This window comes from Micromonospora sp. SCSIO 07396 (genome assembly GCF_053667945.1).
In genome coordinates this window covers 5,443,641-5,469,681 of record NZ_CM132210.1, presented here as the reverse complement: position 1 = coordinate 5,469,681, position 26,041 = coordinate 5,443,641, and the positions used below count along the sequence as shown (strand labels likewise).

Annotated in this window: 24 protein-coding genes; 11 read left to right on the top strand and 13 right to left on the bottom strand. The window is 71.5% G+C overall.

Annotation, left to right across the window (positions count from 1 at the left end):
• Nucleotides 1–587: 587 nt before the first annotated feature.
• Nucleotides 588–1,850: an amidohydrolase gene (locus ACWCHM_RS23575; protein WP_454219847.1), complete on the top strand. Its 1,263-nt coding sequence runs from the start codon at nt 588–590 to the stop codon at nt 1,848–1,850.
• Here ACWCHM_RS23575 and ACWCHM_RS23570 read toward each other — a convergent pair.
• Nucleotides 1,807–2,817: a DUF4349 domain-containing protein gene (locus ACWCHM_RS23570; RefSeq protein ID WP_239484609.1), complete on the bottom strand. Its 1,011-nt coding sequence runs from the start codon at nt 2,815–2,817 to the stop codon at nt 1,807–1,809. The two genes, ACWCHM_RS23575 and ACWCHM_RS23570, sit on opposite strands and share 44 nt — an antisense overlap.
• 121 nt (nt 2,818–2,938) lie before the next feature.
• On the opposite strand from ACWCHM_RS23570, the gene ACWCHM_RS23565 reads away from it, so the two are divergent.
• The 4 genes from ACWCHM_RS23565 to ACWCHM_RS23550 all read left to right on the top strand — a co-directional run bounded on the left by ACWCHM_RS23565 (nt 2,939) and on the right by ACWCHM_RS23550 (nt 6,425).
• The gene (locus tag ACWCHM_RS23565) at nt 2,939–3,568 is read left to right on the top strand and encodes an MBL fold metallo-hydrolase (RefSeq protein ID WP_454219846.1); all 630 of its coding nucleotides are present in this window, start codon (nt 2,939–2,941) and stop codon (nt 3,566–3,568) included.
• Between the two features lie 3 nt (nt 3,569–3,571).
• The gene (locus ACWCHM_RS23560) at nt 3,572–4,522 is read left to right on the top strand and encodes a hypothetical protein (protein WP_454219844.1); all 951 of its coding nucleotides are present in this window, start codon (nt 3,572–3,574) and stop codon (nt 4,520–4,522) included.
• Nucleotides 4,523–4,553: 31 nt separating this feature from the next.
• Nucleotides 4,554–5,303, top strand: coding sequence for an SCO6745 family protein (locus ACWCHM_RS23555; RefSeq protein WP_204956406.1), 750 nt, complete (start codon nt 4,554–4,556; stop codon nt 5,301–5,303).
• A gap of 165 nt (nt 5,304–5,468) precedes the next feature.
• Nucleotides 5,469–6,425, top strand: coding sequence for a GNAT family N-acetyltransferase (locus ACWCHM_RS23550; RefSeq protein WP_204956407.1), 957 nt, complete (start codon nt 5,469–5,471; stop codon nt 6,423–6,425).
• Nucleotides 6,426–6,614: 189 nt separating this feature from the next.
• On the opposite strand, the gene ACWCHM_RS23545 is transcribed toward ACWCHM_RS23550, so the two are convergent.
• Nucleotides 6,615–7,070: a gamma-glutamylcyclotransferase gene (locus ACWCHM_RS23545; RefSeq protein WP_067304651.1), complete on the bottom strand. Its 456-nt coding sequence runs from the start codon at nt 7,068–7,070 to the stop codon at nt 6,615–6,617.
• Between the two features lie 106 nt (nt 7,071–7,176).
• Between ACWCHM_RS23545 and ACWCHM_RS23540 the strand changes: the two genes are divergently transcribed.
• Nucleotides 7,177–8,580: an NAD(P)H-quinone dehydrogenase gene (locus tag ACWCHM_RS23540; protein ID WP_204956408.1), complete on the top strand. Its 1,404-nt coding sequence runs from the start codon at nt 7,177–7,179 to the stop codon at nt 8,578–8,580.
• A 68-nt stretch (nt 8,581–8,648) separates the two neighbouring features.
• Here the strand turns inward: ACWCHM_RS23540 and ACWCHM_RS23535 are convergent, their stop codons facing one another.
• Together ACWCHM_RS23535 and ACWCHM_RS23530 are read right to left on the bottom strand one after the other, a co-directional pair.
• Nucleotides 8,649–8,981 carry a helix-turn-helix domain-containing protein gene (locus ACWCHM_RS23535; RefSeq protein ID WP_088643940.1) on the bottom strand — a complete coding sequence of 111 codons (333 nt, stop codon included), beginning with the start codon at nt 8,979–8,981 and terminating at the stop codon, nt 8,649–8,651.
• A 22-nt stretch (nt 8,982–9,003) separates the two neighbouring features.
• The gene (locus ACWCHM_RS23530) at nt 9,004–9,129 is read right to left on the bottom strand and encodes a hypothetical protein (RefSeq protein ID WP_454219843.1); all 126 of its coding nucleotides are present in this window, start codon (nt 9,127–9,129) and stop codon (nt 9,004–9,006) included.
• Nucleotides 9,130–9,704: 575 nt separating this feature from the next.
• Between ACWCHM_RS23530 and thrS the strand changes: the two genes are divergently transcribed.
• Nucleotides 9,705–10,919: a threonine--tRNA ligase gene (gene thrS / locus ACWCHM_RS23525; protein WP_454219842.1), complete on the top strand. Its 1,215-nt coding sequence runs from the start codon at nt 9,705–9,707 to the stop codon at nt 10,917–10,919.
• A gap of 49 nt (nt 10,920–10,968) precedes the next feature.
• Here the strand turns inward: thrS and ACWCHM_RS23520 are convergent, their stop codons facing one another.
• From ACWCHM_RS23520 to ACWCHM_RS23505, 4 genes are read right to left on the bottom strand one after another with little or no spacing between them, the layout of a single operon-like run.
• Complete coding sequence (locus ACWCHM_RS23520) at nt 10,969–12,996, bottom strand: ABC transporter ATP-binding protein (protein WP_454219841.1); 2,028 nt, start codon at nt 12,994–12,996, stop codon at nt 10,969–10,971.
• The gene (locus tag ACWCHM_RS23515; RefSeq protein WP_454219840.1) at nt 12,993–14,726 is read right to left on the bottom strand and encodes an ABC transporter ATP-binding protein; all 1,734 of its coding nucleotides are present in this window, start codon (nt 14,724–14,726) and stop codon (nt 12,993–12,995) included. The genes ACWCHM_RS23520 and ACWCHM_RS23515 overlap by 4 nt, the downstream gene beginning before the upstream one ends.
• Nucleotides 14,720–15,253: a MarR family winged helix-turn-helix transcriptional regulator gene (locus ACWCHM_RS23510; protein WP_204956412.1), complete on the bottom strand. Its 534-nt coding sequence runs from the start codon at nt 15,251–15,253 to the stop codon at nt 14,720–14,722. The genes ACWCHM_RS23515 and ACWCHM_RS23510 overlap by 7 nt, the downstream gene beginning before the upstream one ends.
• 25 nt (nt 15,254–15,278) lie before the next feature.
• Nucleotides 15,279–15,725: a DoxX family protein gene (locus tag ACWCHM_RS23505; RefSeq protein ID WP_454219838.1), complete on the bottom strand. Its 447-nt coding sequence runs from the start codon at nt 15,723–15,725 to the stop codon at nt 15,279–15,281.
• A gap of 85 nt (nt 15,726–15,810) precedes the next feature.
• Between ACWCHM_RS23505 and ACWCHM_RS23500 the strand changes: the two genes are divergently transcribed.
• A complete protein-coding gene (locus ACWCHM_RS23500) occupies nt 15,811–16,380 on the top strand; it encodes a TetR/AcrR family transcriptional regulator (RefSeq protein ID WP_204956414.1) in 570 nt (189 codons plus the stop codon).
• Between the two features lie 395 nt (nt 16,381–16,775).
• Here ACWCHM_RS23500 and ACWCHM_RS23495 read toward each other — a convergent pair whose 3' ends face one another.
• Entirely contained in the window at nt 16,776–18,215 is a 1,440-nt protein-coding gene (locus ACWCHM_RS23495; protein ID WP_454219837.1) for a GuaB1 family IMP dehydrogenase-related protein, read from the bottom strand.
• 159 nt (nt 18,216–18,374) lie between these two features.
• Nucleotides 18,375–20,126 (bottom strand): acetyl/propionyl/methylcrotonyl-CoA carboxylase subunit alpha, encoded by a 1,752-nt coding sequence (locus ACWCHM_RS23490; RefSeq protein WP_454219835.1) that lies wholly within the window; start codon nt 20,124–20,126, stop codon nt 18,375–18,377.
• 145 nt (nt 20,127–20,271) lie between these two features.
• Between ACWCHM_RS23490 and ACWCHM_RS23485 the strand changes: the two genes are divergently transcribed.
• From ACWCHM_RS23485 to ACWCHM_RS23475, 3 genes are all read left to right on the top strand, one after another.
• The gene (locus ACWCHM_RS23485; RefSeq protein WP_204957250.1) at nt 20,272–20,892 is read left to right on the top strand and encodes a PadR family transcriptional regulator; all 621 of its coding nucleotides are present in this window, start codon (nt 20,272–20,274) and stop codon (nt 20,890–20,892) included.
• Nucleotides 20,893–21,008: 116 nt separating this feature from the next.
• Complete coding sequence (locus ACWCHM_RS23480; RefSeq protein WP_454219834.1) at nt 21,009–21,968, top strand: ATP-binding cassette domain-containing protein; 960 nt, start codon at nt 21,009–21,011, stop codon at nt 21,966–21,968.
• Between the two features lie 17 nt (nt 21,969–21,985).
• Nucleotides 21,986–22,741 (top strand): ABC transporter permease, encoded by a 756-nt coding sequence (locus tag ACWCHM_RS23475; protein WP_204956418.1) that lies wholly within the window; start codon nt 21,986–21,988, stop codon nt 22,739–22,741.
• A gap of 138 nt (nt 22,742–22,879) precedes the next feature.
• Here the strand turns inward: ACWCHM_RS23475 and ACWCHM_RS23470 are convergent, their stop codons facing one another.
• The 3 genes from ACWCHM_RS23470 to mycP are packed head-to-tail and all read right to left on the bottom strand — an operon-like array spanning nt 22,880 to nt 25,346.
• Nucleotides 22,880–23,533: an O-methyltransferase gene (locus ACWCHM_RS23470; protein ID WP_204956419.1), complete on the bottom strand. Its 654-nt coding sequence runs from the start codon at nt 23,531–23,533 to the stop codon at nt 22,880–22,882.
• A 9-nt stretch (nt 23,534–23,542) separates the two neighbouring features.
• The gene (locus ACWCHM_RS23465; RefSeq protein ID WP_454219833.1) at nt 23,543–24,199 is read right to left on the bottom strand and encodes a Maf family protein; all 657 of its coding nucleotides are present in this window, start codon (nt 24,197–24,199) and stop codon (nt 23,543–23,545) included.
• A 10-nt stretch (nt 24,200–24,209) separates the two neighbouring features.
• Nucleotides 24,210–25,346, bottom strand: a complete 1,137-nt coding sequence (mycP, locus tag ACWCHM_RS23460; protein ID WP_454219832.1) for a type VII secretion-associated serine protease mycosin — start codon at nt 25,344–25,346, stop codon at nt 24,210–24,212.
• Nucleotides 25,347–26,041 lie beyond the last annotated feature (695 nt).

Genomic DNA, 26,041 nt, shown 5'->3' with positions numbered 1-26,041 from the left:
ACCTCCGCCGGCAGTCCGCTGCCGGCAGGGGTCGCCGTCGTCGTCCGGTCGGGGCCGCTAGGGGTCGCCACCCGACGCCCGTGGGGCTACCGTCGGTGACAGTCTGGCGGTGCTGTGCCGGTCGGTTCGCCCGCCTGGTGGGCGGCCCGCCTGACCGGGGCGTGCGGTGCGTGGTTCGTGGGTAAGTCCGGGCAGGTGAACGGGACGGACAGCATGTCCGGGCGGGCCCGGAGACGGTGTGTCACCGTCGGGAGTCGGTTGATCACCCGGCGGCGTCGGCTAATTGTCGGAGCGGCGGCCAACCGGGGCGACGAATGCGACAATTCGGATACGACGGCCCCGGATCGATGCCGATTTCGCGACCGCCCAATCGGTTACGCGTTGTAGGAGGTGGGGGGCAGATGACGGCGTCCGACCGCGATCTACCTGCTATCCCGCAGATATTCGAGCCCTCCCACCAGGGCTTACGTGACGCTGTGCGCTCTGATCGCTACCGTAACGAGGTTGCGCAGCGTCACCATCGGAGGTCTAGGCTGTCTGCTGTCCTCCCCGAAGATCCATCCATTTCTAGTGATCGAGAATTCGACGTGACGAGTGCGTTGACGCTGCCGAACGGCAGCCAGCTGGCGTCGTCCTGGCCGGAGGCGCCGTCCGGGTCCCAGCCCCTGCCCCACGATCTGGATCACCTGCTCGCGCTGCGGGTACCCGGTCTGATCGCCACCCGCCGCCACCTCCACTCCCACCCGGAACTGTCCGGGGAGGAGTTCGAGACGGCCGCGCTGATCGCCCGGGAACTCACCCTCGCCGGGCTGCACCCCCGACTCCTGCCCAAGGGCAACGGGGTGATCTGCGACATCGACGGGCGGCCGGACGGCCCGATCGTCGCGCTCCGCGCCGACATCGACGCGTTGCCGCTGACCGACGTCAAGGAGGTCCCCTACCGGTCCACCGTGGAGGGGGTCTGCCACGCCTGCGGTCACGACGTGCACACCGCGGTGCTGCTCGGCGTCGGCATGCTGCTGGCCCAGCTCGCCGACTCAGGCCAGCTCGACGGCCGGGTCCGGCTCATCTTCCAGCCGGCCGAGGAGATCCTGCCCTGCGGCTCGCTGGAGGTCATCGAGGCCGGTGGTCTGGAGGACGTCGTGCAGATCTTCGCCCTGCACTGCGACCCCAACCAGCCGGTGGGCAAGGTGGGGCTGCGGGTCGGTCCGATCACTGCGGCGGCCGACAACGTCACCGTGAAACTCACCGGGCCCGGCGGGCACACCGCCCGCCCACACCTGACAGTCGACCTGGTCGACGCACTCGGCCGCCTGGTCACCGAGGTTCCGGCCCTGGTCAACCGCCGGGTGCCGGCCAACAGCGGGCTGCTGCTGGTGTTCGGCCACGCCTCGGCCGGCACCCGGTACAACGTCATCCCGTCCGAGGCGTGCGCGGCCGGCACCCTGCGGGTGATGGACCGCGACACCTGGGAGCAGGCCCCCCAGATCGTCGCTCAGGTCGTCCGGGACGTCATCGCGCCCACCGGCGCCACCGTCGACCTGGAATACCTGCGGGGCCGGCCACCGGTCAGCAACGACGCCCGCGCCATCGGTATCCTCACCGCCGCCACCGCCGCCGCGCTCGGCCCGGAAGGCATCGCGGAGACCCCGCAGAGCATGGGCGGCGAGGACTTCTCCTGGTATCTCGAACACGTTCCCGGCGCACTGGCCCGGCTCGGTGTCGGCCGGGTCGGCGGCCCCACCGTCGACCTGCACCGCGCGTCGTTCGACGTCGACGAGCGGGCCGTCCCGGTCGGGGTACGGCTCATGGTGCAGACCGCGTTGCGGGCACTGGCGGCGGTCCGCTAGGCGCCGGTGGGTGGCCCCCGCCCGGTCCCACGGGCGGGTGGCCCCCGCCGACCGGTCCCACCGGCGGCGCGGGCCGCCGCTGACGGCGTCGCCGACGCAGCAGCACCACGGCCACCGTCACCGGCACCCCGATGAGCAGCAGCCAGGGCAGCAGCGCCCCGAGCACGGTGAGCAGCACGCCCATCGAGGCGAGGAAGACGGTCCAGCCGCCGCGCAGACCCACCATGAAGCCGGTCCGGTCCTCGGCCTGCTCGTCGTCGGCCGTCGAGGCGTCCCGGCCGACGAAGGTCACCGTGACCGTGGAGAGCGCCGTCAGGTCGGCCAGCCGACGCTTCTTCGCCTCCAGCGAGGCCAGGTCCGCCTCCCGACGACTCACCTCGTTCTCCAGCGAGACCAGTTCGGCCACCGTGTCGGCCCGCGCCAGCAGCCGGCGGGCACTGTCCACCCGGGCCCGCTGGGTGGTGATCCGGGCGTCCAGGTCGACGGTCTCCTCGGTGACGTCCTGGGTACGGATCTCGCGGCGCTGCTGCCGGCCGTAGGTGGCCAACTCGTCGACGAGCGCGGTGAACTTCGCCGCCGGCACCCGCAACTCCAGTTCCGCCTGCGCGGACGCCGAGACACTGCGCCGCTGGTCCCCGCCGACGAACCCGCCGGTCGCGGTGACCGCCGCCACGGCCCGTCGGGCCGCCGCCTCCACGTCGTCCACCTGCACCCGCATCGTTCCGGTGTAGATGATCGCCCGCTGGTCGACCCGCAGGTCGGCAGCGCCCGTACCGGCCTGTCCCGCAGCCGCGTCGCGGTCCGGCGCCGCCCCACCCGGCGCCCCCTGCGCCGGTGCCTTCTCCTGCGGCGCGGAACCGGCCGAACTGCCGTCGCGGTCGGCCGCCCCGCACCCGGCCAGCAGCAGCGCCGCCAACCCCATCGCCGCCAGGGCCCGCGCCCCGGTTCCCGCCGTCCTCAGTGTCATCCCCGCTCCCGTCGTCGTCCGCGCCCCGGTCGCGGGGCGTTAGCTCGGACGCGGCGCACAGCCGCCCCGGTTCCGGCAGACTGCGCTGAGGAGATCACGATTCGATATTCGAGGAGTCACGATGCGGCTCACCAAGTACACGCACTCCTGCCTCCGCATCGAACGCGACGGGGCGGTGCTGGTCGTCGACCCCGGCGTGTTCAGCGAGGCGGCGGCGCTGGACGGGGCGGACGCGGTGCTGGTCACCCATGAACATCCCGACCATGTCGACGTCGCCGCGCTCACCAGGCGGCTGGACCGGGAGCCGCTGCCGGTGTACGGGCCGGCCGCGCTCGGCACGGTGCTCGGCGACGCGGCCCCGGCCCTCACCCCGGTCGCCCCGGGCGACACGTTCACCGCCGCCGGCATCCCGGTGCGTGCCGTCGGCGGCCGGCACGCCGTCATCCACCCCGACATCCCGGTGGTGGAGAACGTCGGCTACCTGTTCGACGACACGGTCTACCACCCCGGCGACGCGCTGTACGTTCCCACCGGCGTCGAGGTGCAGACGCTCTTCGCCCCGATCCACGCGCCCTGGTCGAAGTTCTCCGAGGTGGTCGACTTCATCCGGGCGGTCGCCCCGCGCCGGGCGTACGCCCTGCACGACGCGTTGCTCAACGACAACGGCTACGGTGTGCTCGACCGGCAGTACACGGCACTGTCACGGACCGACTACCAGCGGCTGGAGCCGGGCAGCCGGATCGACGCCTGAGTCGTGGCCGTCGACGAGTCCGAGCTGGTCCGGCAGCTCTACCGCACCCCGCCCGACCGGTTCGTCGCCGCCCGGGACGCCGCCGTCGCCGAGGCCCGCCGGGCCGGCGACCCGGCCACCGCCCGGCGGATCGCCGGCTGGAAACGGCCCACGGTGGCGGCCTGGCTGGTGAACCTGCTCGCCCTGGACCGCCCCGAACTGGTCGCCGACCTCGGGCCGCTGGCCGAGGCGCTACGCACCGCCCAGCGTGACCTCAAGGGCCCCCGGCTGCGCGAACTGTCCGCGCAGCGGCGGGAACTGGTCGCCGCCCTGGTCGCCGAGGTACGCCGGATCGCCGCCGGCCGGCCCGACGCGCCGCCGGCCGCCCGGCTGCCGCTGGCCGAGGTCGAGGCCACGCTGCACGCCGCACTCGCCGACACCGCAGTCGCCGAACAGGTCCGCACCGGACGGCTGCTGCGGGCGGTGCACCACTCCGGATTCGGCGAGGTGCCCCGTCCCCAACTGCGACTGGTCACCGGTGGCGTGGCGGAGCCCCCCGGTGGCGGTGCGGCGGACGTCGTACCGCAGCGGGAGACCGACCGGGGCGGTGCGCGACAGGGCCGTGCCGAGCGGCTGGCGGCGCGGGCCGAACGGGCGAAGCGTCGCCGTGCGCTGGACCGGGAGCTGGCGGCGGCCCGGGCCGCCCAGCGGCAGGCCGAACGGGAGCTGGACGGCACGGCCACGGCCGAGCGGGACAGCCTCGCGGCGCTCGACCGGATCGAGGGGGAACTGGCCGAACTGGAGCGTCGTCGGGCCGTCGCCGAACAGGAGCTGAGCCGGGCGAAACTGGCCCGCCGGGCGGCCGAGCGGACGCTGACCGCGGCCCGCCGCCGCACCGGTGAGGTCGAGGGGGCGATCGAGGCGGTGGACGCCGAAGAGGCGGACCCCACGGCGGGCGGTGAGGAGGCAGACTGAACGCGATGAATGCGTGTTACGGGCGTGCGGGATGACGCCGGAACAGGTGGCCGCCGGGAGCAAACCCGCCGTGCTGGAGCTGGGGGAGTTGTTCAGCCGCTGCCCGGGGACCCTGCGCCGGGCCAGGACGATGGGCATCCCGAGCTGGGCGTTCTATGTCACCGGGCGGGCCGGCGCACTGGGCGACATCCGGGCCGAGACGGTGGCGGCGGCGCTCGGCTTCCTCGCCCCGGAGGCGGTCGCCGACGGCTGGGACACCGCCGTGCGGGTGGTCCGGCCGCTGGAGGTGGCCACCGCCCACCTGACCGAGTGCTGCCGGTGGGGCGCCCAGCATCTCGACGACCTGCCCGGCACACCCCGGTTGACCGCCCTGCTGGAACGGGTGGTGGCCGCCGCCGACGCGACAGGCATGCCGCTGTTCGCCGCCTGGCGGGCGATGCCGCTGCCCGTGCACGCCGAGGGTGCCCGGGCCGCCGTGGCGCTCCTGCTGCTGCGGGAACACTTCACCGGGGCCTACCTGCTCGCCGTGCGGGCCGCCGGGATGACCCCGCTGGAGGCGGTGCTGGCCGGGCCGGAGGGGGAGGCCGGGGCGGCGGCGTGCGGGTGGTCCCCGCCGTACCCGCCGGTCGGGCCGCTGGTGCGGCGGCGGCTCTGGGCCGAGGCGGTGACCGACCGGTTGGCCTCGGCCGGTTTCCGGGCGCTGCGCCCGGCCGAGGGCCGGGAACTGATCGCGTTGCTCACCGACGTGCGGGCCCGGCTCCGCGCCGACGCGGACGGCTGACCTGCCGACCGGGGACCGTCCGACGGCGGCCCGGCCCGACGCGGCCGGGCGGCTGCCGGTCCGGCCCCACTCCGCCGGGCGGCTGGCGGTCCCGGCCCGGCCTGACCGGCCGGCGGCCCGGAAAATCGGCGGCGCAGCGGTGGGCGGGCTGCCAGGATCTGCGGCGTGACGCTCCCCGCCGGCTGGACCGCCCGCCGCCCCACCCTGGACGACGTGCCCGCGCTGCTCGCCGTGGTGCACGCCGCCGACACGTTCGCCATCGGCCACCCCGACTTCGACGCCGACGACGTCCGGGCCGCGCTGACCGCGCCGTTCTTCGACCCGCAGCAGGACTCCTGGGTGCTGACCGATCCTGATCAGCGGGTGGTCGGCTGGAGCGTGGTCGACAACCCGACCGGGGTGGGCCGCGAGTACCTCGACGTCTTCGTCGACCCGGAGCATGCGACGGCGCTGCGGGCCGTGCTGCTCGACCGGATGCTGCACCGGGTCGCCGAACGCGCCACCGAGCGGGGCCGGCCCGCGCTCACCGCCCGCGCCGCCGTGTGCGCGCCGGAGACCCGCTGGGCCGGCGAGCTGACCGCCGCCGGGTTCACCCGGGCCAAACGGTACGTGCGGATGAGCCGGTCGCTGGCCGACCTGCCCGCCGAGCCGCCGCCCCCGCCCGGGGTGACCGTCCGGCCGCTGCACGCCGGTGACGAGGCCGACCTGCGGTTGTTCCACCACATCCACGACACCGCCTTCCGGGACACCCCGGACTACGAGCCGGCCGGGTTCGAGGGCTGGCGGGACCGGCTCACCGACGGCGGGCGGGTCTGGGACGAGTGGTTCATCGCCGAGGTCGACGGCGAGCCGGCCGGCGCGCTCAACTCGTCGGACCAGGCGCTGGAGCAGGACATGGGCTGGGTACGCACACTGTCGGTGCTGCCCGCGTACCGGCGGCGCGGGGTCGGGGCGGCACTGCTGCGGCGGGCGTTCGCGGTCTACGCGGCCAAGGGCCGGGGCCACGCCGGGCTCGGCTTCGATCTGGCGAACCCGACCACCCCGGTCACCCTCTACCGCTCGGTCGGGCTGCACGAGACCCGCTGGATCGACCTGTACGAGCGGAGCGTGCCCGCCGCCTGAGCACGCCGACCCGGTACGGGCCGGCTGCCGTCAACGGCCCAGGTGTATGCCGGCTGCCCTCGGCGGGCCCGGCTGCCCTCGCCGGCCCGGCTGTCGGCAGCCGGCCCCGGTGTGTGCCGGGTGACGCCCGGCGGGGTCGCCGTCGGGTGGTCCCGCCGCCGGGAGCACACTGGACGGGTGCGATACGCGTTACGCCGAGGCGGTGCCGGTGGGGCGGGACCGCAGCTCGGAGACGTAGTCGTCGGGCGCGCCCGCCTTCTCGGCGGCGTTGGCGATCTCCGACAGGTACCAGGCGGTCGGCAGGCCACCCTCGTAGCCGTCGAAGACGTACACCCAGGCGGTCACGTCCCCGTCCAGCGTCGATACCCGCACGGTGAGCTTGCGGTACGTGCCGGCGGTGACGCCCTCCAACTCGTCGAGCTGGGCGGCGTCGTACGGGTCGATGTCGTACAGCGCCACGAAGACCCGGTCGCCCGGGGACTCGACCACGGTGCTGACGGAACCCTCCCAGCCGATCACGTCCTCACCGGCGAAGGTCAGCCGCCACCCCTCCAGCCAGCCGACGCCCACCATGGGCGAATGCGGGCAGTAGGCCCGCATCCGGGCGGGGTCCAGGTTTGAGCCGTAGGCCGCGTAGTGACGCACGGCGATGACGATAGCCCGGCGGACGGGTGGGGGAGAATACGACAGTGCGTGTCGGACGGGTTCGGGAGAAGAAAGTCACTATGAGCACCGAGGAAGGGCGAGGGCTGTGAGCCACATCGTGATCATCGGCGGGGGGCCGGCCGGCTACGAGGCGGCCCTGGTCGCCGCGCAGCTGGACGCCGACGTCACCGTGGTGGAGGCCGAGGGCGCCGGGGGGGCCTGCGTGCTCTCCGACTGCGTCCCGTCGAAGACCTTCATCGCCAGCTCGGAGGTGGTGACCGGCTACCGGGACACCGAGGAGTTCGGCATCCACTCCGACGGCCTGGAGGCGGTCACCGTCGACGCGCGGGCCGTGCACGAGCGGGTGAAGCGGCTCGCCCTGGCCCAGTCCGCCGACATCCACACCAAGCTGATCAAAGCGGGTGTGACCTTCGTCGCCGGCACCGCCCGGCTCGGTGAGGACACCCTCGGTCACACCCACCGGGTCGTCGTCACCCCCGCCGACGGCGGCGGGGAATACCCGATCGACGCCTCCACCGTGCTGATCGCCACCGGTGCCACCCCGCGTCAGCTCCCCACCGCGCTGCCCGACGGGGAACGGATCCTCACCTGGCGGCAGGTGTACGACCTGCCCGAGCTGCCCACCCACCTGATCGTGGTGGGGTCGGGCGTCACCGGTGCCGAGTTCGCCAGCGCCTACCAGGCGATGGGGGTCGAGGTGACGCTGGTCTCCAGCCGGGACCGGGTGATGCCGCACGAGGACGCCGACGCGGCGATGGCCATCGAGCAGGTGTTCCGCAGCCGGGGCATGAGCATCCTCAACAACTCCCGGGCGGACGCGGTCCGACGCGTCGGCGACGGCGTCGAGGTGGTCCTCTCCGACGGCCGGGTGGTGACCGGTTCGCACGCCCTGATCGCCGTCGGCTCGATCCCGAACACCGCCGACCTCGGGCTCGCCGAGTACGGCGTCGAGCTGGCCAAGGGCGGCTACGTCACCGTCGACCGGGTGTCGCGTACCAACGTCCCGGGCATCTACGCCGCCGGCGACTGCACCGGGGTCCTGCCGCTGGCCAGCGTCGCCGCCATGCAGGGCCGGATCGCGATGTGGCACGCCCTCGGCGAGGCGGTCCGGCCGCTGCGGCTGCGTACCGTCGCCGCGAACGTGTTCACCGACCCGGAGCTGGCCACCGTCGGCGTCTCCCAGGACGAGGCGGATTCCGGCCGTACCCTGGCCCGCCAGGTGATGCTGCCGCTGACCGGCAACGCCCGCGCCAAGATGGACGACCTGGCCGACGGGTTCGTCAAGCTGTTCTGCCGCCCGTCCACCGGGCAGGTGGTCGGCGGCGTGGTGGTGGCCCCCAAGGCCAGCGAGCTGATCCTGCCGATCACCATGGCGATCGAGAACAACCTCACCGTCAACGAACTGGCCCAGACCATCACGATCTACCCGAGCCTGTCCGGTTCGATCACCGAGGCCGCCCGCCAGCTCATGCTCCACGAACTCGAATGACCCCTGACCCGGGTCGGGCGTCGGTCGCGCTCCGGCCGATATCCGACCCGGGCCGGGACGGCGTGCGGTCAGGCCACGTTGAGCCGGATGTTTCCGATGCGGGCGACCACGTCCACCTGGCCGCCGAGGCCGGTGACATAGGCGCGGAGCGATTCCAGGCTGGTGTGCTCGCCGTTCTCGATCTGGCTGATTCGGGCCTGGGACAGGCCGGCGGCCTCGGCGAGCTGTTGTTGGGTCATGCCGAGCTGTCGGCGGATGTCGGCCAGTTGCGCGCCGCTGACGGAGGCGAGCATCCTTTCCCGGAACCGACCACGACGGGTGACCCGCTCGGGGTCGTCCCAGGATGGGTCGATCTCACGCGCCTTGGCCCTGACCTCACGCCAATCGGAACCGTTGCTCATCGTTGCGCTTCCTTAAGTGCGATCAGGTGTTCCTCGAACCTTGTGTCGCGAGCGGCACGGCCTTCCGGTACCAGCTCTGCCACTGACCCGACTTGTCGCCGGCGACCAGGAAGACCGCCTCACGTAGCGGATCGAAGGCGAAGATCATCCTGAGGCAGCCTGACGTCCCACACCTGCCAAATATAAGCGATCCTTATGAGCTTGCCGCGGTTTCCCGCACCGGAGACCGGGCCGGTCGCGCTGGCCACGGCCACCGTCGGTGACCGCGTGGCTGCGCACACCAGGGTGGTGTGCCGCCCGCCGCACGACGGCTGCCGTCCGGCGCGGCCGGCGGGAGGGGGTCGGCGAAGCGGAGGGCGTCGGCGTACCGTTGAGTACGCGGCCCCCACACCGTCAGGTCCCCCGTTCCTGACGAGCGGGCCGCCGAGGGTCGCCGGCAGGTCCCGTGCCGGCGACCCTCCCCCTTTCCGGCACCGACGGGTGCCACGCGTCACTGCCTGTGCTGCACGCCCGCGCCGGACAGCGCGGAGAATGCGGTCGCGCCGGGCATCCCGCAGGTCGTACGGTGACCGCATGCGCAGTGCCGTGGTGACCACGACGCCGGGAGATCCCGGCGTGCCGCACTGACGTTCACCGTCGACGAGGCCCCGGGCGATCCGCCCGGGGCCTCGTGGCGTCGCGGGCACGGTCGCCTCCGGGTCGTACCCGATCAAGGAGCGCGACATGATCGACCACCGTAGGCTCGGCCGCGAACTGGACCTGTTCGTCTCCGACCCGCTGGCGGGCGCCGGGCTGCCGATCTGGCTGCCGGCCGGCGCGGCGGCCCGGCACGCCGTCGAGGAGTACGTCCGCGAGCTGGAACGCCGGGCCGGCTACCAGCACGTCTACTCGCCACCGCTGGGCCGGCGCGAGTTGTTCGCGCTGTCCGGGCACCTCGGTCACTTCGCCGACGAGATGTTCCCACCGATGCGGATGGGCGACGACGAGTTGCTGCTCCGGCCGGCGCTCTGCCCGCACCACGCGCTGGTCTACCGGGCCCGGGGCCGCTCCTACCGGGAGTTGCCGCTGCGCGTCGGCGAGCTGGGTGGGATGTACCGGGCGGAACGGTCCGGGGTGCTCGGCGGGCTGGCCCGGGTGCGGGCGATCTCGCTCAACGACGCGCACAACTTCTGCACCCTGGAGCAGGTCGGCGACGAGGTGCGGGAGATCCTGCGGCTGATCCGCCAGGCGCACGCGGCGCTCGGCGTCCGCCCGGCCGGGTTCCGGTTGTCGCTGCGCGGGCCGGGCGCGAAGTACGTCGGGGACGACGCGTCCTGGGCGCGCGCCGAGGAGCTGCTCCGGGCCGCCCTCGACGGGGTGGACCACGTGGAGGTCCCCGGTGAGGCCGCCTTCTACGGCCCGAAGATCGACATCCAGATCGTCGACGCGGCAGGCCGGGAGTCGACCATCTCCACCGTGCAGATCGACTTCGACAAGCCGGAGAAGTTCGACCTGTCGTACACCGATGCGGCGGGTGCCCGGCGACGGCCGGTGCTGGTGCACCGCAGCCTGGTCGGGAGCATGGAACGGCTGTTCGCCCACCTGATCGAGGAGCATGAGGGCGCGTTTCCGCCCTGGTACGCCCCGGTGCAGCTGCTGCTCCTGCCGGTCGACGCCGGGCAGTCCGACGCGGTGGACCGGGTGGCCCGCCGGGCGGTCGACGCCGGGCTGCGGGTCGAGGTGGACGCGGGCGGCTCGCTGGGTGCCCGGGTCCGCGACGCGGCCCGCCGCCGGGTGCCGTACGTCGGGGTGGTCGGGGCCCGGGAGGCGGCCGACGACGCGGTCGCCCTGCGGCTGCGCGACGGTCGCAGCCTCGACCCGATGCCGGGGGTGGACGCGGTGCGGCTGATCGGCGCGGTGGTGGCGGCCCGCTCGGCGCAGCTGCTCCCGGCCGGCTGACGGTGCGGGGACCGGGGCACGACGCCCCGGCCCCCGCACCGTCTGTCACTCAGCCCCGGGCCGGTGCCGCCGCTGCCGGCTCGGCCTCGTCGTCGACCACCGCCGCGGCGAACTGCGCCTGGTAGAGCCGGTGGTACGCGCCCCGCGCGGCGAGCAGTTGCTGGTGGGTGCCCTGCTCGACGATCCGCCCGTTCTCCATCATCAGGATCAGGTGGGCGTCGCGGATGGTGGACAGCCGGTGCGCGATGACGAAGCTGGTCCGGTCCGACCGCAGCGCCGCCATCGCCCGTTGCAGCAGCACCTCGGTACGGGTGTCCACCGAGCTGGTCGCCTCGTCCAGGATCAGCAGCGACGGCTCGGCCAGGAACGCCCGCGCGATGGTGATGAGCTGCTTCTCCCCGGCGCTGACGTTGCTGCCCTCCTCGTCGATGACGGTGTCGTACCCGTCGGGGAGGCTACGGACGAACCGGTCCACGAAGGTGGCCCGCGCGGCGGCGAGGATCTCCTCCTCGGTGGCGTCCGGCCGGCCGTAGGCGATGTTGTCCCGGATGGTGCCGCCGAACAGCCAGGTGTCCTGGAGCACCATGCCGATCCGGCCGCGCAGGTCGTCGCGGCGCAGCGTGGTGATATCCACCCCGTCGAGGGTGATCCGCCCGGCGTCCAGTTCGTAGAAGCGCATCACCAGGTTGACCAGGGTGGTCTTGCCGGCGCCGGTCGGGCCGACGATCGCCACGGTGTGACCGGGTTCGGCGACCAGGGACAGGTCGTCGATCAGCGGCGTCTCCGGGTCGTACCGGAAGGAGATGTTCTCGAACTCGACCCGGCCGTGCGGTTCGACGACCCGGGCCGGGGTGGCCGGGTCGGGGCTCTGCTCGTCGGCGTCGAGCACGGCGAAGACCCGCTCGGCGGAGGCCACCCCGGACTGGAGCAGGTTCGCCATCGAGGCGACCTGGGTCAGCGGCTGGGTGAACTGCCGCGAGTACTGGATGAACGCCTGCACGTCACCGAGGCTCATCGACCCGGAGGCCACCCGCAGCCCACCGACCACGGCGATCGCCACGTAGCTGAGGTTCCCGACGAACATCATCGCCGGCATGATGATCCCGGAGATGAACTGCGCGCCGAAGCTGGCCCGGAACAGTTCCTCGTTCTTGGCGTGGAAGCTGGCCTCCACCTCCGGCGAGCGGCCGAAGACCTTGACCAGCTCGTGCCCGGTGAACGCCTCCTCGATCTGGCCGTTCAGCTCGCCGGTGTGGGTCCACTGGGCGATGAACTTCTGCTGCGACCGCTTGGCGATCTGCTGCGTCACGATCACCGACAGCGGCACCGCGACCAGCGCGACCAGCGCCAGCAGCGGCGAGATCCAGAACATCATCGCCAGCACGCCGACCACGGTCAGCAGCGAGGTGAGCAGCTGGCTCAGCGTCTGCGACAGGGTCTGCGAGATGTTGTCGATGTCGTTGGTGACCCGGCTGAGCAGCTCACCGCGCGGCTGCCTGTCGAAGTAGGGCAGCGGCAGCCGGTTGAGCTTCTCCTCCACCTCGGCGCGCAGCCGCAGCACGGTGGCCTGCACGACCCCGTTGAGCAGCCAGCCCTGCCACCACATCAGCAGGCTGGCGACCACGTACAGACCGAGGGCGAACAGCAGGGTCCGGCCGAGGGCGTCGAAGTCGATGCCCGCCCCGGGGACCACGTCCATCCGGGCGACCATGTCGGCGAGGTTGTCGTTGCCGGCGGCCCGCATCCCGGAGACCGCCTGGTCGACGGTGCTGCCCGCCGGCAACTGCCGGCCGATCACCCCGGCGAAGATGATGTCGGTGGCGTGGCCGAGGATCTTCGGCCCGATCACGCCGAACCCGACGCTGGTCACCGCCAGGGCGATGATGCCGGTCAGCGTCACCCGGTGCGGTCGTAGCCGGCCGAGCAGCCGGCGGGCCGACGGCCCGAAGTTCATCGACTTCTCCGCCGGCATGCCGGCGCTCATCCACGGCGGGCCGCCGGTGCGCCGGCCGGCCGCCGGCAGCCGCTTCGGCGTGGTCTCCTCCGGGGCCTTCTTCTGCTCGGGTACGGCGGTCATGCCGGCACCCCCGCCGTCTGCTGCGACGCCACGATCTCGGCGTACGTCGGGCAGGTGTCGAGCAGCTCGTCGTGTCGGCCCATCCCGACCACGCCTCCGTCCTCCAACACGATGATCTGGTCGGCGTCGATGATGGTGGAGACCCGCTGGGCGACGATCACCACTGCGGCGTCGGCGGTGACCGGGCGCAGCGCGGCCCGCAACCGGGCGTCGGTGCCCAGGTCGAGCGCCGAGAACGAGTCGTCGAACAGGTAGATCTCCGGCTTACGGACGAGTGCCCGCGCGATGGCGAGGCGTTGCCGCTGCCCGCCGGAGACGTTCGTGCCGCCCTGCGCGATCGCCGCGTCGAGACCACCGGGCATCTGGGCCACGAAGTCGCGGGCCTGGGCGATCTCCAACGCCGTCCACAGTTCCTCGTCGGTGGCGTCGGGGTTGCCGTAGCGCAGGTTGCTGGCCACCGTGCCGGTGAACAGGTACGGCTTCTGCGGCACCAGGCCGATCCGCCGCCACAGCTCCTCCGGGGCCAGTTCGCGGACGTCGACCCCGTCGACCAGCACCGTGCCGGCGGTCGGGTCGACCAGGCGGGGGATGAGGGTCAGCAGGGTGGTCTTGCCGGCGCCGGTCGAGCCGATCACGGCGGTGGTCCGCCCCGGGGTGGCCCGGAACGAGATGTCGTGCAGCACCGGCGCGCTGGCCCCCGGGTACTGGAAGGCCACGCCACGCAGTTCCAACTCACCGTGGCCGTCGACCCGGGTGACCGGGTCGGCCGGTGGCACCACAGTGGACTCCGTGTCCAGCACCTCGGTGACGCGTTCCGCGCAGACCGCCGCGCGCGGCACCATCATCAGCATGAAGGTGGCCATCATGACGGCCATCAGGATCTGCATCAGGTACGCCAGGAAGGCGGTCAGCGCACCGATCTGGATCTGCCCGGAGTCGACCCGCTGCGCCCCGAACCACAGCACGGCGACGCTGGAGACGTTGAGCACCAGCATCACCACCGGGAAGATCAGCGCCATCAGCCGGCCGACCCGCAGGGCGGTGGCGGTCAGGTCGGCGTTGGCCACCCCGAACCGCTGCGTCTCGTACGGTTCGCGGACGAACGCCCGGACCACCCGGATGCCGGTGATCTGCTCGCGGAGCACCCGGTTGACCGTGTCGATCCGGGTCTGCATGAGCCGGAAACCGGGCACCATCCGGCGGATGACCAGGCCGAGCGCGACGGCGAGCACCGGCACGCTGACCAGCATCAGCCAGGACAGGCCGATGTCCTCCCGCAGCGCCATCACCACCCCGCCGATGCTCATGATCGGGGCGGCGACCAGCATGGTGCAGCTCATCAGCACGAGCATCTGCACCTGCTGCACGTCGTTGGTGTTGCGGGTGATCAGCGAGGGCGCGCCGAAGCGGGCCACCTCGCGGGCGGAGAACCGGTTGACCTGCCCGAAGATCGCCGCGCGGACGTCCCGGCCGAAGGCCATCGCGGTCCGCGCGCCGAAGTAGACAGCGGTCACCGAGCAGGCGATCTGGACCAGGCTGACCAGCAGCATCCAGCCGCCGGTACGGATGATGTAGTCGGTGTCGCCCCGGGCCACCCCCAGGTCGATGATGTCGGCGTTGAGGCTCGGCAGGTAGAGCGAGGCCATCGTGCCGACGAACTGGAGCAGCACCACCAAGCCCAGCGGCCGGTGGTAGGGCCGCAGGTAGCGGCGCAGCAGGCTGATCAGCACGGATGGCTCCCGGGCTTCGGGTGGTCGGTCGATTCCTGGTCCTGTGTTGTTGTCAACCTCTTGTCCTCCCCGTCGGACATGGTCGTGATGACCTCGATCAGGAAATCCCGGATCACCTCACGTCGGGCCGGGTCGGCGTCGACGGAGGTGAGCGGGGTGTCGGTGCGCATCCGGCCGGCCAGGGAGCGGAGGTGTTCCCGCCCCTTGTCGGTCAGCGCCAGTCGTACGCTGCGCCGGTCGGCGTCGTCGCGGTGACGCTCGACGAAGCCGTCCCGTTCGAGGGTGTCGACGATCCCGGTGAGGGTGGCGGGCCGGACGAAGCAGCGGTCGGCGACGTCCCGGTGGGTGGCGTCGTCGAGGTGGTTCAGGGTGAACAGCACCCGCATCCCGGCCGGGGTCAGGCCGTGGTGCTCGGCCAGGTATCGACCCCAGTGCTGGTCGACGAGGTGGCCGGCGACCGACAGCAGTCGCCCGAGCGGCACGTCGCGGAGCACGGCGGGAAAGACGATGAGTGGTTCCCTCTGCACGCTGAGTATGTTAGTCCCCAAACCGTCAGGGGCCAAACAGAATGGTCAGGGCGGTGCCGACGTAGAGAATCTGCATCGCCGTACGGATGCCCAGCGGGGTGACCGGGCGGCCCGCCAGGGTCAGGCGTCGCCGGGCCGCCGAGACGTTCGCGGGGAACATCGCCACCATCAGCAGCGCCAACCCGGCGGCGGCCGGACGGGCGGTGGCCGGGATCAGCAGCCCGACCGCGCCGGCCAGTTCCAGCACCCCGGTGACGGTGACCAGCGTGCCGGGTCGGGGTAGCCGGGGCGGAACCATGGCGATCAGATCCTCCCGACGGGGCGAGACGAAATGGGCGAAACCGGTCATGACGAACAGTAGTGCCAGCCCGACACGGAGTGCGGGGTGCCAGCCGTCGAGCGCGTCCACGCCGGCCAGTCCGGCCAGGCGTGCGGCGACGGCGCCGACGAGCAGAGCGATGAACGGAACCATGGATGCCTCCTCGGTCGCAAATCTTTATGCTGACAAGATTGGATCGCGGATGGCCTTCTTGTCAATGCAAAGTTATCCTGGTGTCATGACCGTCACCCGGCCCTACCACCACGGCGACCTGCCCCGCGTCCTGCTCCAGGCGGCCGTTGCGGCGATCGAGGAAGCCGGGCCGGCGGCCCTGAGCCTGCGCGACCTCGCCCGCCGTACCGGCGTCTCCCACGCCGCACCGACCCACCACTTCGGCGACAAGGCGGGACTGCTCACCGCCCTCGCCGTCGAGGGGTTCGACCTGCTCGCCGCCGCCCTGACCGCAGCGGGCGACGACCTGCTCGACGTGGGCGTGGCGTACGTGGACTTCGCCGTCCGTCACCGCGCGCACTTCGAGGTGATGTTCCGACCCGACCTCTACCGGGCCGACGCCCCCGAGGTCCGGGCCGCCCGGGAACGGGCCGGCGCGGCGCTGCACACCGGCGTGGCGACGCTACCGCCCGACCGGGCCGAACCGGGCGAAGCGCGCACGGACGCGCTGGCCGCCTGGTCGATCGTGCACGGCTTCGCCACCCTCTGGCTCTCCGGCGCACTACCCCCCGACGTCGAGGCCGACCCCCGCGCCGCCGCCCGCACCGTCATCCGCCGCCTCTTCCCCCCACCCTGACCCTCCCCATCCCCGCCCGTCTCACCCCCGCCTCCGGTCCCCGTCTCCGCCTCCGGTCCCCGTCTCGCCCCGTCCGCTCCCGCCCCGTCTTGCCCCGGTGATCAAGAGGTTTACGTCAACTCGGCGCGATAATCTGACGCAAATCTCTTGATCATCGGCGCCGGTGGGGTGATTGGTGCGGTGATCAAGAGGAAAGCGTCAGCTGGTGGCGAATGGATGACGTAAACCTCTTGATCACCGGGGCGGGGCGGGTTGCTGGGCGGTGATCAAGAGGAAAGCGTCAGCTGGTGGGGCGCGGGTGACGTAAACCTCTTGATCACCGGGACAAGACGGGGCGGGGTGGGACGGGAGCGGGCGGGGCGGGGCGGGGCAAGGGCGGGGTGTGGGAGGGGGAGTTACCAGCTGGTGGGGAGGGGCATGCCTTCGGTGTAGCCGGCGTGACTCTGGACGCCGACCAGGGCGCGCTCGTGGAACTCGTCGAGGGTGCGGGCGCCGGCGTAGGTGCAGGCGCTGCGTACCCCGGAGATGATCTCGTCGATCAGATCCTCGACGCCGGGACGGGCCGGGTCCAGGTACATCCGGGCGGTGGAGATGCCCTCCTCGAAGATCGCCTTCCGGGCCCGGTCGAAGGCGCTGTCCTCGGCGGTCCGGGCGCTGACGGCCCGCGACGAGGCCATCCCGAAGCTCTCCTTGTAGCGTCGCCCGTCCGGCTCGGTGTAGAGGTCACCGGGCGACTCGTAGGTGCCGGCGAACCAGGAGCCCACCATCACGTTGGACGCTCCGGCGGCTAACGCCAGCGCCACGTCCCGGGGGTGGCGTACCCCGCCGTCGGCCCAGACGTGCCGGCCGAGGGCGCGGGCCGCCGCCGCGCAGTCCAGCACGGCGGAGAACTGTGGCCGGCCGACCCCGGTCATCATCCGGGTGGTGCACATCGCCCCCGGGCCCACCCCGACCTTGACGATGTCCGCGCCGGCCTCGACCAGGTCGCGTACCCCCTCGGCGGTGACCACGTTGCCGGCCGCCACGGGGACCGGCGGGTCGAGCTTGCGGACCGCCCGCAGCGCGGAGATCATCCGTTCCTGGTGCCCGTGCGCGGTGTCCACCACCAGGGTGTCGACCCCCGCCGCGAGCAGCGCCTCGGCCTTGCCGGTGACGTCGCCGTTGATGCCGACGGCCGCCGCGATGCGTAGCCGCCCCCGGTCGTCGACGGCCGGCTTGTAGAGGGTGGCCCGCAGCGCGCCCTGCCGGGTGAGCACCCCGACCAGGCGGCCGTCGTCGTCGACCACCGGGGCCAGTCGCCGCCGTCCCGCGTTGAGCCGTTCGAATCCGGTACGCGGGTCGGCGTCGGCCGGCACGGTGTGCAGCTCCGTCGACATCACGTTCTGGAGCTGGGCGAACCGGTCCACCTCGTGGGTGTCCGCCTCGGTGACCACCCCCACCGGCCGGCCGGCCTCGTCGACCACCACCACCGCGCCGTGCGACTTCTTGGGCAGCAGGTGGATGGCGTCGCCGACGGTGTCGGTCGGGCCCAGCGTGATCGGGGTGTCGTGCACCAGGTGCCGCTGCTTGACCCACTCGACCACGGTGGCGACCACCTCGATCGGGATGTCCTGCGGGATGACCGCGATCGCGCCGCGCCGGGCGACCGTCTCGGCCATCCGGCGGCCGGCCACCGCCGTCATGTTCGCCACCACCAGCGGGATGGTGGTGCCGGTGCCGTCACCGGTGGACAGGTCGACGTCGAGCCGCGAACCCACCTCGGAGCGGGCCGGGGCCATGAAGACGTCGTTGTAGGTCAGGTCGTGCGCGGGCACCGCGCCATGAAGGAACCTCACCCGACCATCATTCCCGCTTCCGGCCCGTCCCGCCGCCGTCGGTGGCTCACACCACCCCACCGCTGCGGGAGCCGTCCGGCGGCGGGAGGCCGGGGATCCGTCGGCCCCACCAGGGGGTACGGCGAAAGAACGGAACCGACGGCGGGGTCGTGAAGCGGCTCAGGAGATGGTGCAGATCGCCGCTCCGGCGGTGAGCACCGCACCGACCTCGGCGGCGAGCCCGGCGACCGTGCCCGCCTTGTGGGCGTGCAACGGCTGCTCCATCTTCATCGCCTCCAGGACGACCACCAGGTCCCCCTCGGCGACGGTGTCCCCGTCCGCGACGGCGATCTTGACGATGGTGCCCTGCATGGGGGAGGTGAGCGCGTCGCCGCTGACCGCCGTACCCGTGCCGGTGCCGCTGCCGCGACGGGCCGGCCGGCGGGCGGCGGGGGCGGCGGTGGTCGTACCCCCGGTGAGGCCGGCGGGGAGGGTGACCTCCAGCCGCTTGCCGCCCACCTCGACCACGACGGTCTCGCGTGCCGCCGCCGCCTCGGCGGGGCCGGCGGTCGGGGTGAACGCCGGGACGGTGTTGTCGAACTCGGTCTCGATCCACCGGGTGTGCACGGTGAACGGCTCGCTGGTGAACGCCGGGTCGCGGACGACGAGGCGGTGGAACGGCAGCGCGGTGGCCATCCCCTCGACGACCATCTCGTCGAGCACCCGGCGGGCCCGCTCGATCGCCTCGGCGCGGGTCTCGCCGGTGACGATCACCTTGGCCAGCAGCGAGTCGAAGTTGCCACCGATCACGTTGCCCGCGCTCACCCCGGTGTCGACCCGGACTCCGGGGCCGCTGGGCAGCCGCAGCGCGGTGATGGTGCCGGGGGCGGGCAGGAAGTTGCGGCCCGGGTCCTCGCCGTTGATCCGGAACTCGATGGCGTGCCCACGGGGGGTCGGGTCCGCGGTGAGCCGCAGCTTCTCGCCGTCGGCGATCCGGAACTGCTCGCGGACGAGGTCGACGCCGGCGGTCTCCTCGGTGACCGGGTGTTCCACCTGGAGCCGGGTGTTGACCTCCAGGAAGGAGATGGTGCCGTCCGCGCCGACCAGGTATTCCACCGTGCCGGCGCCGTGGTAGCCGGCCTCCCGGCAGATCGCCTTGGCGCTGTCGTGGATCTGCCGGCGCTGCGCGTCGGTGAGGAACGGCGCGGGGGCCTCCTCGACCAGCTTCTGGTGCCGGCGTTGCAGGGAGCAGTCCCGGGTGCCGACGACGACGACGTTGCCGTGCCGGTCGGCCAGGACCTGCGCCTCGACGTGCCGGGGCTGGTCGAGGTAGCGCTCGACGAAGCACTCGCCACGCCCGAACGCGGCGACCGCCTCCCGGGTGGCCGACTCGAACAGGTGCGGGATCTCCTCCAGGGTGCGGGCCACCTTGAGGCCCCGCCCGCCCCCGCCGAAGGCGGCCTTGATGGCGACCGGCAGGCCGTGCTCCACGGCGAAGGCGGTCACCTCGTCGGCGTCGGCGACCGGGTCGGCGGTGCCGGGGACCAGGGGTGCGCCGGCCCGCTGGGCGATGTGCCGGGCGGTGACCTTGTCGCCGAGGTCGCGGATCGCCTGCGGGGTCGGGCCGATCCAGGTCAGGCCCGCGTCCAGCACGGCCTGGGCGAAGTCGGCGTTCTCGGAGAGGAAGCCGTAACCCGGGTGTACGGCGTCCGCGCCGGCCCGCCGGGCCACCTCGATCAGCTTGTCGATGCGCAGGTAGCTGTCGGCGGCGGTGTCGCCGCCGAGGGCGTACGCCTCGTCGGCGAGGGTGGTGTGCAGGGCGTCCCGGTCGGAGTCGGCGTAGACGGCGACGCTGCCCAGACCGGCGTCGCGACAGGCCCGGATGACGCGGACGGCGATCTCGCCACGGTTCGCGATGAGTACCTTGCGCACCTGGTGCTCCTCCCGGGGTCGTTGCCTCGGGAGTGTATCGGCAGCCCGGAGGCCCCCTAACGATCATTCAGTGTGGGATGTCGCACTGTAGCCCGATGGGTTAGTCAAACTTGGCTATTACGCTTGTGCGGTGTCTGCGACTCGGATGATGATCCTGGGGCTGGTCCGGTGGATGCAGCCCGTACACGGCTACGACGTGCGCCGCGAGCTGTTGAGCTGGGGCGCCGACAAGTGGGCGAACGTGCAGCCCGGCTCGATCTATCACGCGTTACGCAAGCTGGCCGAGGAGGGGCTGTTGCGGACGGTCGCGACCGAGCAGGTCGGGGCCCGTCCGGCGCGTACCACGTACGAGGTGACGCCCAAGGGGGACGAGGAGTTCGAGACGTTGCTGCGGGCGCAGTGGTGGCAGCTGCACGAGGTGCCGGACCCGTTCGCGGCGGCCTTCTCGTTCCTGCCGGCGATGCCCCGCGAGGAGGCGGCGGCGGCTCTGCGCAACCGGGCGAACCTGCTGCGTGCCGGTGTCGAGTGGATGCGTGCCTCGTTGGACTCCGACTGGGCACGCAACAGCAGGCCGGTGCACGTGGCCTGGATGTTCGAGCTGTGGTTGGCCCGGGCCGAGGCGGAGATGGCGTGGTGCGGGCGGATCGCCGACCGGATCGACTCGGGGGTGTCGTACCTGCCTGCTGGGCTGGCGGGGGCGGACGTCTGGCCCGGCTGGACCGATGGTGGTTCGCCGTCCGACCGGAAAAGTAATAATCAAAGTTGACCATTGAAGCTATATCGCGTTAGCCTGCTCCCGACCCGATGGTGGGGAGTGCGCCGCACGGTGCCTCGGGGCAGAGAGCGGCCGGCACGACCCGGCCCGGACGACCAGGAGCAGAAATGATCGAGACCAGGGGGCTGCGGAAGTCGTTCCGCTCCCGGCAGGGTCGGGAGACGAAAACGGTCGACGCCGTCCGGGGGGTGAACCTTCAGGTCAAGGCGGGGGAGATCTTCGGCTTCCTCGGCCCCAACGGCGCCGGCAAGACCACCACCCTGCGAATGCTCGCCACGCTCATCGAGCCGGACGGCGGTGAGGCCACCATCGCGGGCGCCGACCTGCGCAAGGACCCGGCCGAGGTGCGCCGCCGGATCGGCTACGTCGCCCAGGGCGGCAGCACCTGGGACGAGAGCACCGCCCGCGAGGAACTCGTCCTGCACGCCCGGATGTACGGCATCGGCAAGGCCGAAGCACACCGCCGCGCCGTCCGCGCCCTGGAGGCCTTCCAGCTCACCGAGTACGCCGACCGCAAGTGCAAGACCTACTCGGGGGGTCAGCGGCGACGGGTGGAGATCGCCCTCGGCATCATCCACGAGCCGAAGATCGTCTTTCTGGACGAGCCGACCACCGGCCTCGACCCGCAGAGCCGCGCGCACATGTGGGACGAGATCCGCCGGCTGCGTACCGAGGGGATGACCGTCTTCATCACCACCCACTACCTCGACGAGGCCGACGCGCTCTGCGACCGGATCGCGATCATGGACCACGGCGAGGTGGTCGCCGAGGGTACCCCCGCCGAGCTGAAGCGGGAGATCTCCGGGGACGTGGTGTTCGTCGGCCTGGACCTGGTGAGCACCCCGCAGGCCGCCCAACTCCTCGACGGCGAGGAATACCTCAACAAGCTGGAGACCACCGACGAGGGTGGGCTGCGCCTCTACGTCGACGAGGGCGCCACCGCCATCCCGCAGATCCTGCGCCGGCTCGACCACGCCGGGCTGGCCATGAGCTCCATCGAGCTGCACCGCCCCAGCCTCGACGACGTCTTCCTCACCAAGACCGGCCGCTCGCTGCGCGAGTCCTGAGACACCGGAGACCACGGATGAAATTCGCCCGCGACACCTGGCTGATCTTCCAACGCCAACTTCAACTGCTGCTGCGCAACCCGGTCTGGGTCTTCGTCGGCGTCTTCCAGCCGGTGATGTACCTGCTGCTCTTCGCCCCGCTGCTCAAGCCGGCGCTGAACGCGCCCACCCAGGCCGCCGCCTACAAGATCTTCGTCCCCGGCCTGCTGGTGCTGCTGGCCATCTTCGGCGGGCTGTTCCAGGGCTTCGGCCTGATCGCCGAGCTGCGCGCCGGCGTCATCGAGCGGTCCCGGGTCACCCCGATCAGCCGGCTCGCCCTGCTGCTCGGCCGCTCCCTGCGCGACGTCGTCTCGCTGCTCACGCAGGCGGTCATCATCACCCTGCTGGCGCTCCTGTTCGATCTGCGGGTCTTCATCGGCGACCTGCTGCTGGCGTACCTGCTGCTGGCCCTGATCGCGCTGATGACCTCGGCCGTCTCGTACGGCGTCGCACTCAAGGTCAAGAGCGAGGACGCGCTCGCCCCGCTGATGAACACCGTGGCCCAGCCGGTGCTGCTGCTCTCCGGCATCCTGCTGCCGCTCACCTTCGCCCCCGGCTGGCTTCAGGGGGTCGCCGAGTGGAACCCGTTCTCCTGGGCGGTCGACGGCACCAGGGCGCTGTTCGCCGGTGACCTCGGCAACGACAAGGTCTGGCAGGGGCTGGCCATCATCGCGGTGCTCGCCGCCGCCGGCGTCTACTGGGCGGCCCGCCAGTTCGCCCGCAGCGTCCGCTGACGATCCCACCCCGGGGCGGGGCCCGCGCCCCACCCCGGGGTGATCGACCCATGTCGCCGCCGTAGCGCTATCGGTACGAGGTCGACACCGCACCATCGGCCCGGGTGAGCCGATCCTGCCGGGTGCCCGGCCGGTCGCTCAGCGCACCCGGGCCAGGGTGACGCCGTCGGCGAGGGGCAGCAGAACCGCGTCGACGCGTACGTCGGCAAGCACTTCGTCGTTGAAGGCGGCGATCGCCCGGTCGGCCTCGTCGCGCGGCGCGAGCACCCGGCCGGCGCGCAGCGTGTTGTCGACCGCGATCACCCCGCCGGCCCGCATCCGGGGCACCAGTTCCGCCCAGTACACCGGATAGCCGACCTTGTCGGCGTCGATGAAGGCGAAGTCCAGGTGACGCTCGTGTGGCAACTCCCGCAGCGTCTCGGCGGCCGGGCCGATCCGCAGCTCGATCTTCTCGGCCACCCCCGCCCGCTGCCAGTACGACCGCGCGATGCCGGTGAACTCCTCGGAGATGTCGAAGCAGGTCAACCGGCCGTCCTCGGGCAGCCCCCGGGCGATCGCCAACGACGACAGCCCGGTGAACGTGCCCACCTCGACCGCCTGCCGGACCCCCAGCAGCCGGGTCAGGAAGGTGAGGAACGCGGCCTGCTCCGGCGCCACCTGCATCTCGGCGTGTGCCGGCAGCACCGCCCGCGTCTCCTCCGCCAGGTCACGGATGATCTCGTCAGGTGGAGAACCATGGGCGACGATGTAGGCCTGTAGTTCCGGCGTCAGCGGCAACGGCTTCGTGGTCATGACCGGACGTTAGCCGAGCGGCCGGACCTCCTGGCCACCCGGCGCGACCTTCGTCCACAGGTCCGTGACGCTCAGCCCCAGATCGTGCAGGAGCCGACGGAGCAGCGGCAACGACAACCCGACCACCGTGCCCGGATCACCCTCGATCCCGGTCAGGAACGCCCCACCCAACCCGTCGATGGTGAACGCGCCGGCCACCGCCAACGGCTCGCCCGTGGCCACGTACGCCGCGATCTCCGCATCGGTGACGTCGGCGAAGTGCACGACCGTCGAGGCCACCGCCCCGACCCGTGATTCGTGTCCCACGTCGACCAGGTAGTGCCCGGTGTGCAGCACCCCGCTACGTCCGCGCATCCGCTCCCAACGGCGGGTAGCGTCGGCCGCGTCCGCCGGCTTGCCGAGGATCTCACCGTCGAACGCGAGCACCGAGTCACAGCCCAACACGAGCGTCCGCTCGTCCGGAGTGGAACGCAGCCGCCCGGCGACGGCCTGCGCCTTGCGCCGGGCCAACTCCAGACACAGGTCCTCGGCCCGTTCCGCAACCACCAGGGATTCGTCGACGCCGCTGACCAGCACGTCGGGTTCGATCCCGGCAGCCTGGAGCAACTTGCGGCGGGCGGGGCTCTGCGAGGCGAGCACGAGACGGAGCGGCAGGGAGTTCGACACGGGCCCGACGCTACCGGCTGATTCTCGGCGGCGGGTCGTCGGCACGTCGACGTCGACGCCACACCAGGAACCCACCGCCGGCCGCCACGATCACCCCCAACGTGACCCACCCCCGCACGACCGAACCCCCGTCACCGCCGTCGCCGGCCGGCTGGGCGGCGGCGCTCGTCGCACCGCTCGGCGGGGTCACCGTCGCACCCTCGAAACCCAGCGGCGGTACGTCGGCGGTGAGCGCGGCCACCAGATCGATGACGCCGTAGCCGTATTCGTCGTCCCGGCCGGGTGGACCCTTGTCGACAGCGGTCGCGGTGAGCCGGTGGACGACCTCGGCGGCGGGGAGGTAGGGGTACTTCGACCGGACCAACGCCGCCGCCCCAGCCACAATGGCGGTGGCATCGGACGTCCCGGTGCCCTTGCGGTATTTGCCGTTGATGCTGGTGCTGTAGATGTCCACCGCCGGAGCAACAACATCAATCTCTGGCCCACTGACAGAAATCGCTGCACGCTTACCGTCGCGGCCAATGCCCCCGACCGACAAAACTCCGCGTTCGCTGGCTGGGTACCCGACCGTTGAGGAATTTGGATGATTTCCCGCAGCTGCAACAATGATTATTTCCGCATCGAGTGCGGCCCTGACGGCCCGTTCTAGGCGGATACTGATTGAAGCCACAGCCGAAATGCTGATGACGTCCGCGTGCCTTGCTGTTGCATACTCGACTGCTGCGGCTAGATTGTCGATATCTCCATTTTCGTGGGGCGGTGAGTAAAATATCGGAAGTATTTTTGCTTTTGGCGCGATTCCAATGATGCCGCGACTGTTCGATTGGCCATGGGCGGCTATTAAGCCGGCCATTCCCGTGCCGTGGCCATCTCGATCTCTCCTGCCGTCGCCGCTGCCGCCGGGAATTAGATCAATCCCGGGTAAGATATTGCCGGTGAGGTCGGGGTGGCGGTCAACTCCGCTATCTGGAACTGCAACAACAATCCCCGATCCTTGATTTATTTCTTGTGCCTTCGAGGTATTCAGATATGAGAGGTGCCACTGTTTTTCACGATCATGATCGGCGGCTGCGTAGGCTTGCGGTGAAGTGGCTAATCCTGCAATTAGTGTGAGTGCTGCTACGGAATGGGTGACTTTTTGTCTCACCGGTTGAAGCCGATTACTGGTCCGGGGTCGATCGGGCCCTCGTCTTCAGGTGGCAATACGATCGGGTTGACCCCCTCGTCTGTCTCCCATGGGTTATCCTTATCCCAACCTCGAGGCAGTGCGTCGCTATGGTTGCGCCGATCGGGCCGGCTTTCATGACTGCGGTGGGTTCCAAAGTTGGGTGCCCCGCCGAATGGTGGTAGGCCGTTTAGTCCGCCGGATTGAGTGGTGCGGCCGATGCCGGGCCGAGTGCCGGCCGCGCCGGTTGGCGCAGTTCCGGCTGACCCCCCTCCGATGACGCCGCCGATAGGATTCACGTGCTTAGGTGAGGCTGCACTGCTTGGTGGCCCGAGATTCACGCCAGGAGGACTGCCGATTAATCCGCTAGGGAGTGCCGGTCGAGAAAGCGCAGAAGGTGGTCTGCCTTTCGGGTCGGAAGTTATGGGTATTCCGGGCGCGTGAATCTGGGCCGGGGGGTGTTGGGGTAATGCGGAGGGCCCACTTGTTTGAGGGCCTATGGTGCTCATCGGTGGCGTTGTCGGGGTGGCGCTAGGGGGGACCGTATTGATTAATTGAGAGCTGTTTGTTGCGCTAGCCCCACCTAGGATAGGTCCCGAGCGGGGTGCAGCCGAAGGGGAACTGGGTCGAGAGCTCGATGATGAACGATTGGCTCTTGTTGTGGGAGCGATGGGCGC

What these genes read in the sequence shown, in the direction of transcription:
- ACWCHM_RS23555 (WP_204956406.1), top strand. Translation starts at nt 4,554, where the DNA reads ATGACGCCGGAACAGGTGGCCGCCGGGAGCAAACCCGCCGTGCTGGAG.
- thrS (WP_454219842.1), top strand. Translation starts at nt 9,705, where the DNA reads ATGATCGACCACCGTAGGCTCGGCCGCGAACTGGACCTGTTCGTCTCC.
- ACWCHM_RS23475 (WP_204956418.1), top strand. Translation starts at nt 21,986, where the DNA reads ATGAAATTCGCCCGCGACACCTGGCTGATCTTCCAACGCCAACTTCAA.
- ACWCHM_RS23570 (WP_239484609.1), bottom strand. Translation starts at nt 2,817, where the DNA reads ATGACACTGAGGACGGCGGGAACCGGGGCGCGGGCCCTGGCGGCGATG.
- ACWCHM_RS23480 (WP_454219834.1), top strand. Translation starts at nt 21,009, where the DNA reads ATGATCGAGACCAGGGGGCTGCGGAAGTCGTTCCGCTCCCGGCAGGGT.
- ACWCHM_RS23500 (WP_204956414.1), top strand. Translation starts at nt 15,811, where the DNA reads ATGACCGTCACCCGGCCCTACCACCACGGCGACCTGCCCCGCGTCCTG.
- ACWCHM_RS23485 (WP_204957250.1), top strand. Translation starts at nt 20,272, where the DNA reads ATGATGATCCTGGGGCTGGTCCGGTGGATGCAGCCCGTACACGGCTAC.
- ACWCHM_RS23505 (WP_454219838.1), bottom strand. Translation starts at nt 15,725, where the DNA reads ATGGTTCCGTTCATCGCTCTGCTCGTCGGCGCCGTCGCCGCACGCCTG.
- ACWCHM_RS23535 (WP_088643940.1), bottom strand. Translation starts at nt 8,981, where the DNA reads ATGAGCAACGGTTCCGATTGGCGTGAGGTCAGGGCCAAGGCGCGTGAG.
- ACWCHM_RS23470 (WP_204956419.1), bottom strand. Translation starts at nt 23,533, where the DNA reads ATGACCACGAAGCCGTTGCCGCTGACGCCGGAACTACAGGCCTACATC.
- ACWCHM_RS23520 (WP_454219841.1), bottom strand. Translation starts at nt 12,996, where the DNA reads ATGACCGCCGTACCCGAGCAGAAGAAGGCCCCGGAGGAGACCACGCCG.
- ACWCHM_RS23530 (WP_454219843.1), bottom strand. Translation starts at nt 9,129, where the DNA reads ATGATCTTCGCCTTCGATCCGCTACGTGAGGCGGTCTTCCTGGTCGCC.
- ACWCHM_RS23565 (WP_454219846.1), top strand. Translation starts at nt 2,939, where the DNA reads ATGCGGCTCACCAAGTACACGCACTCCTGCCTCCGCATCGAACGCGAC.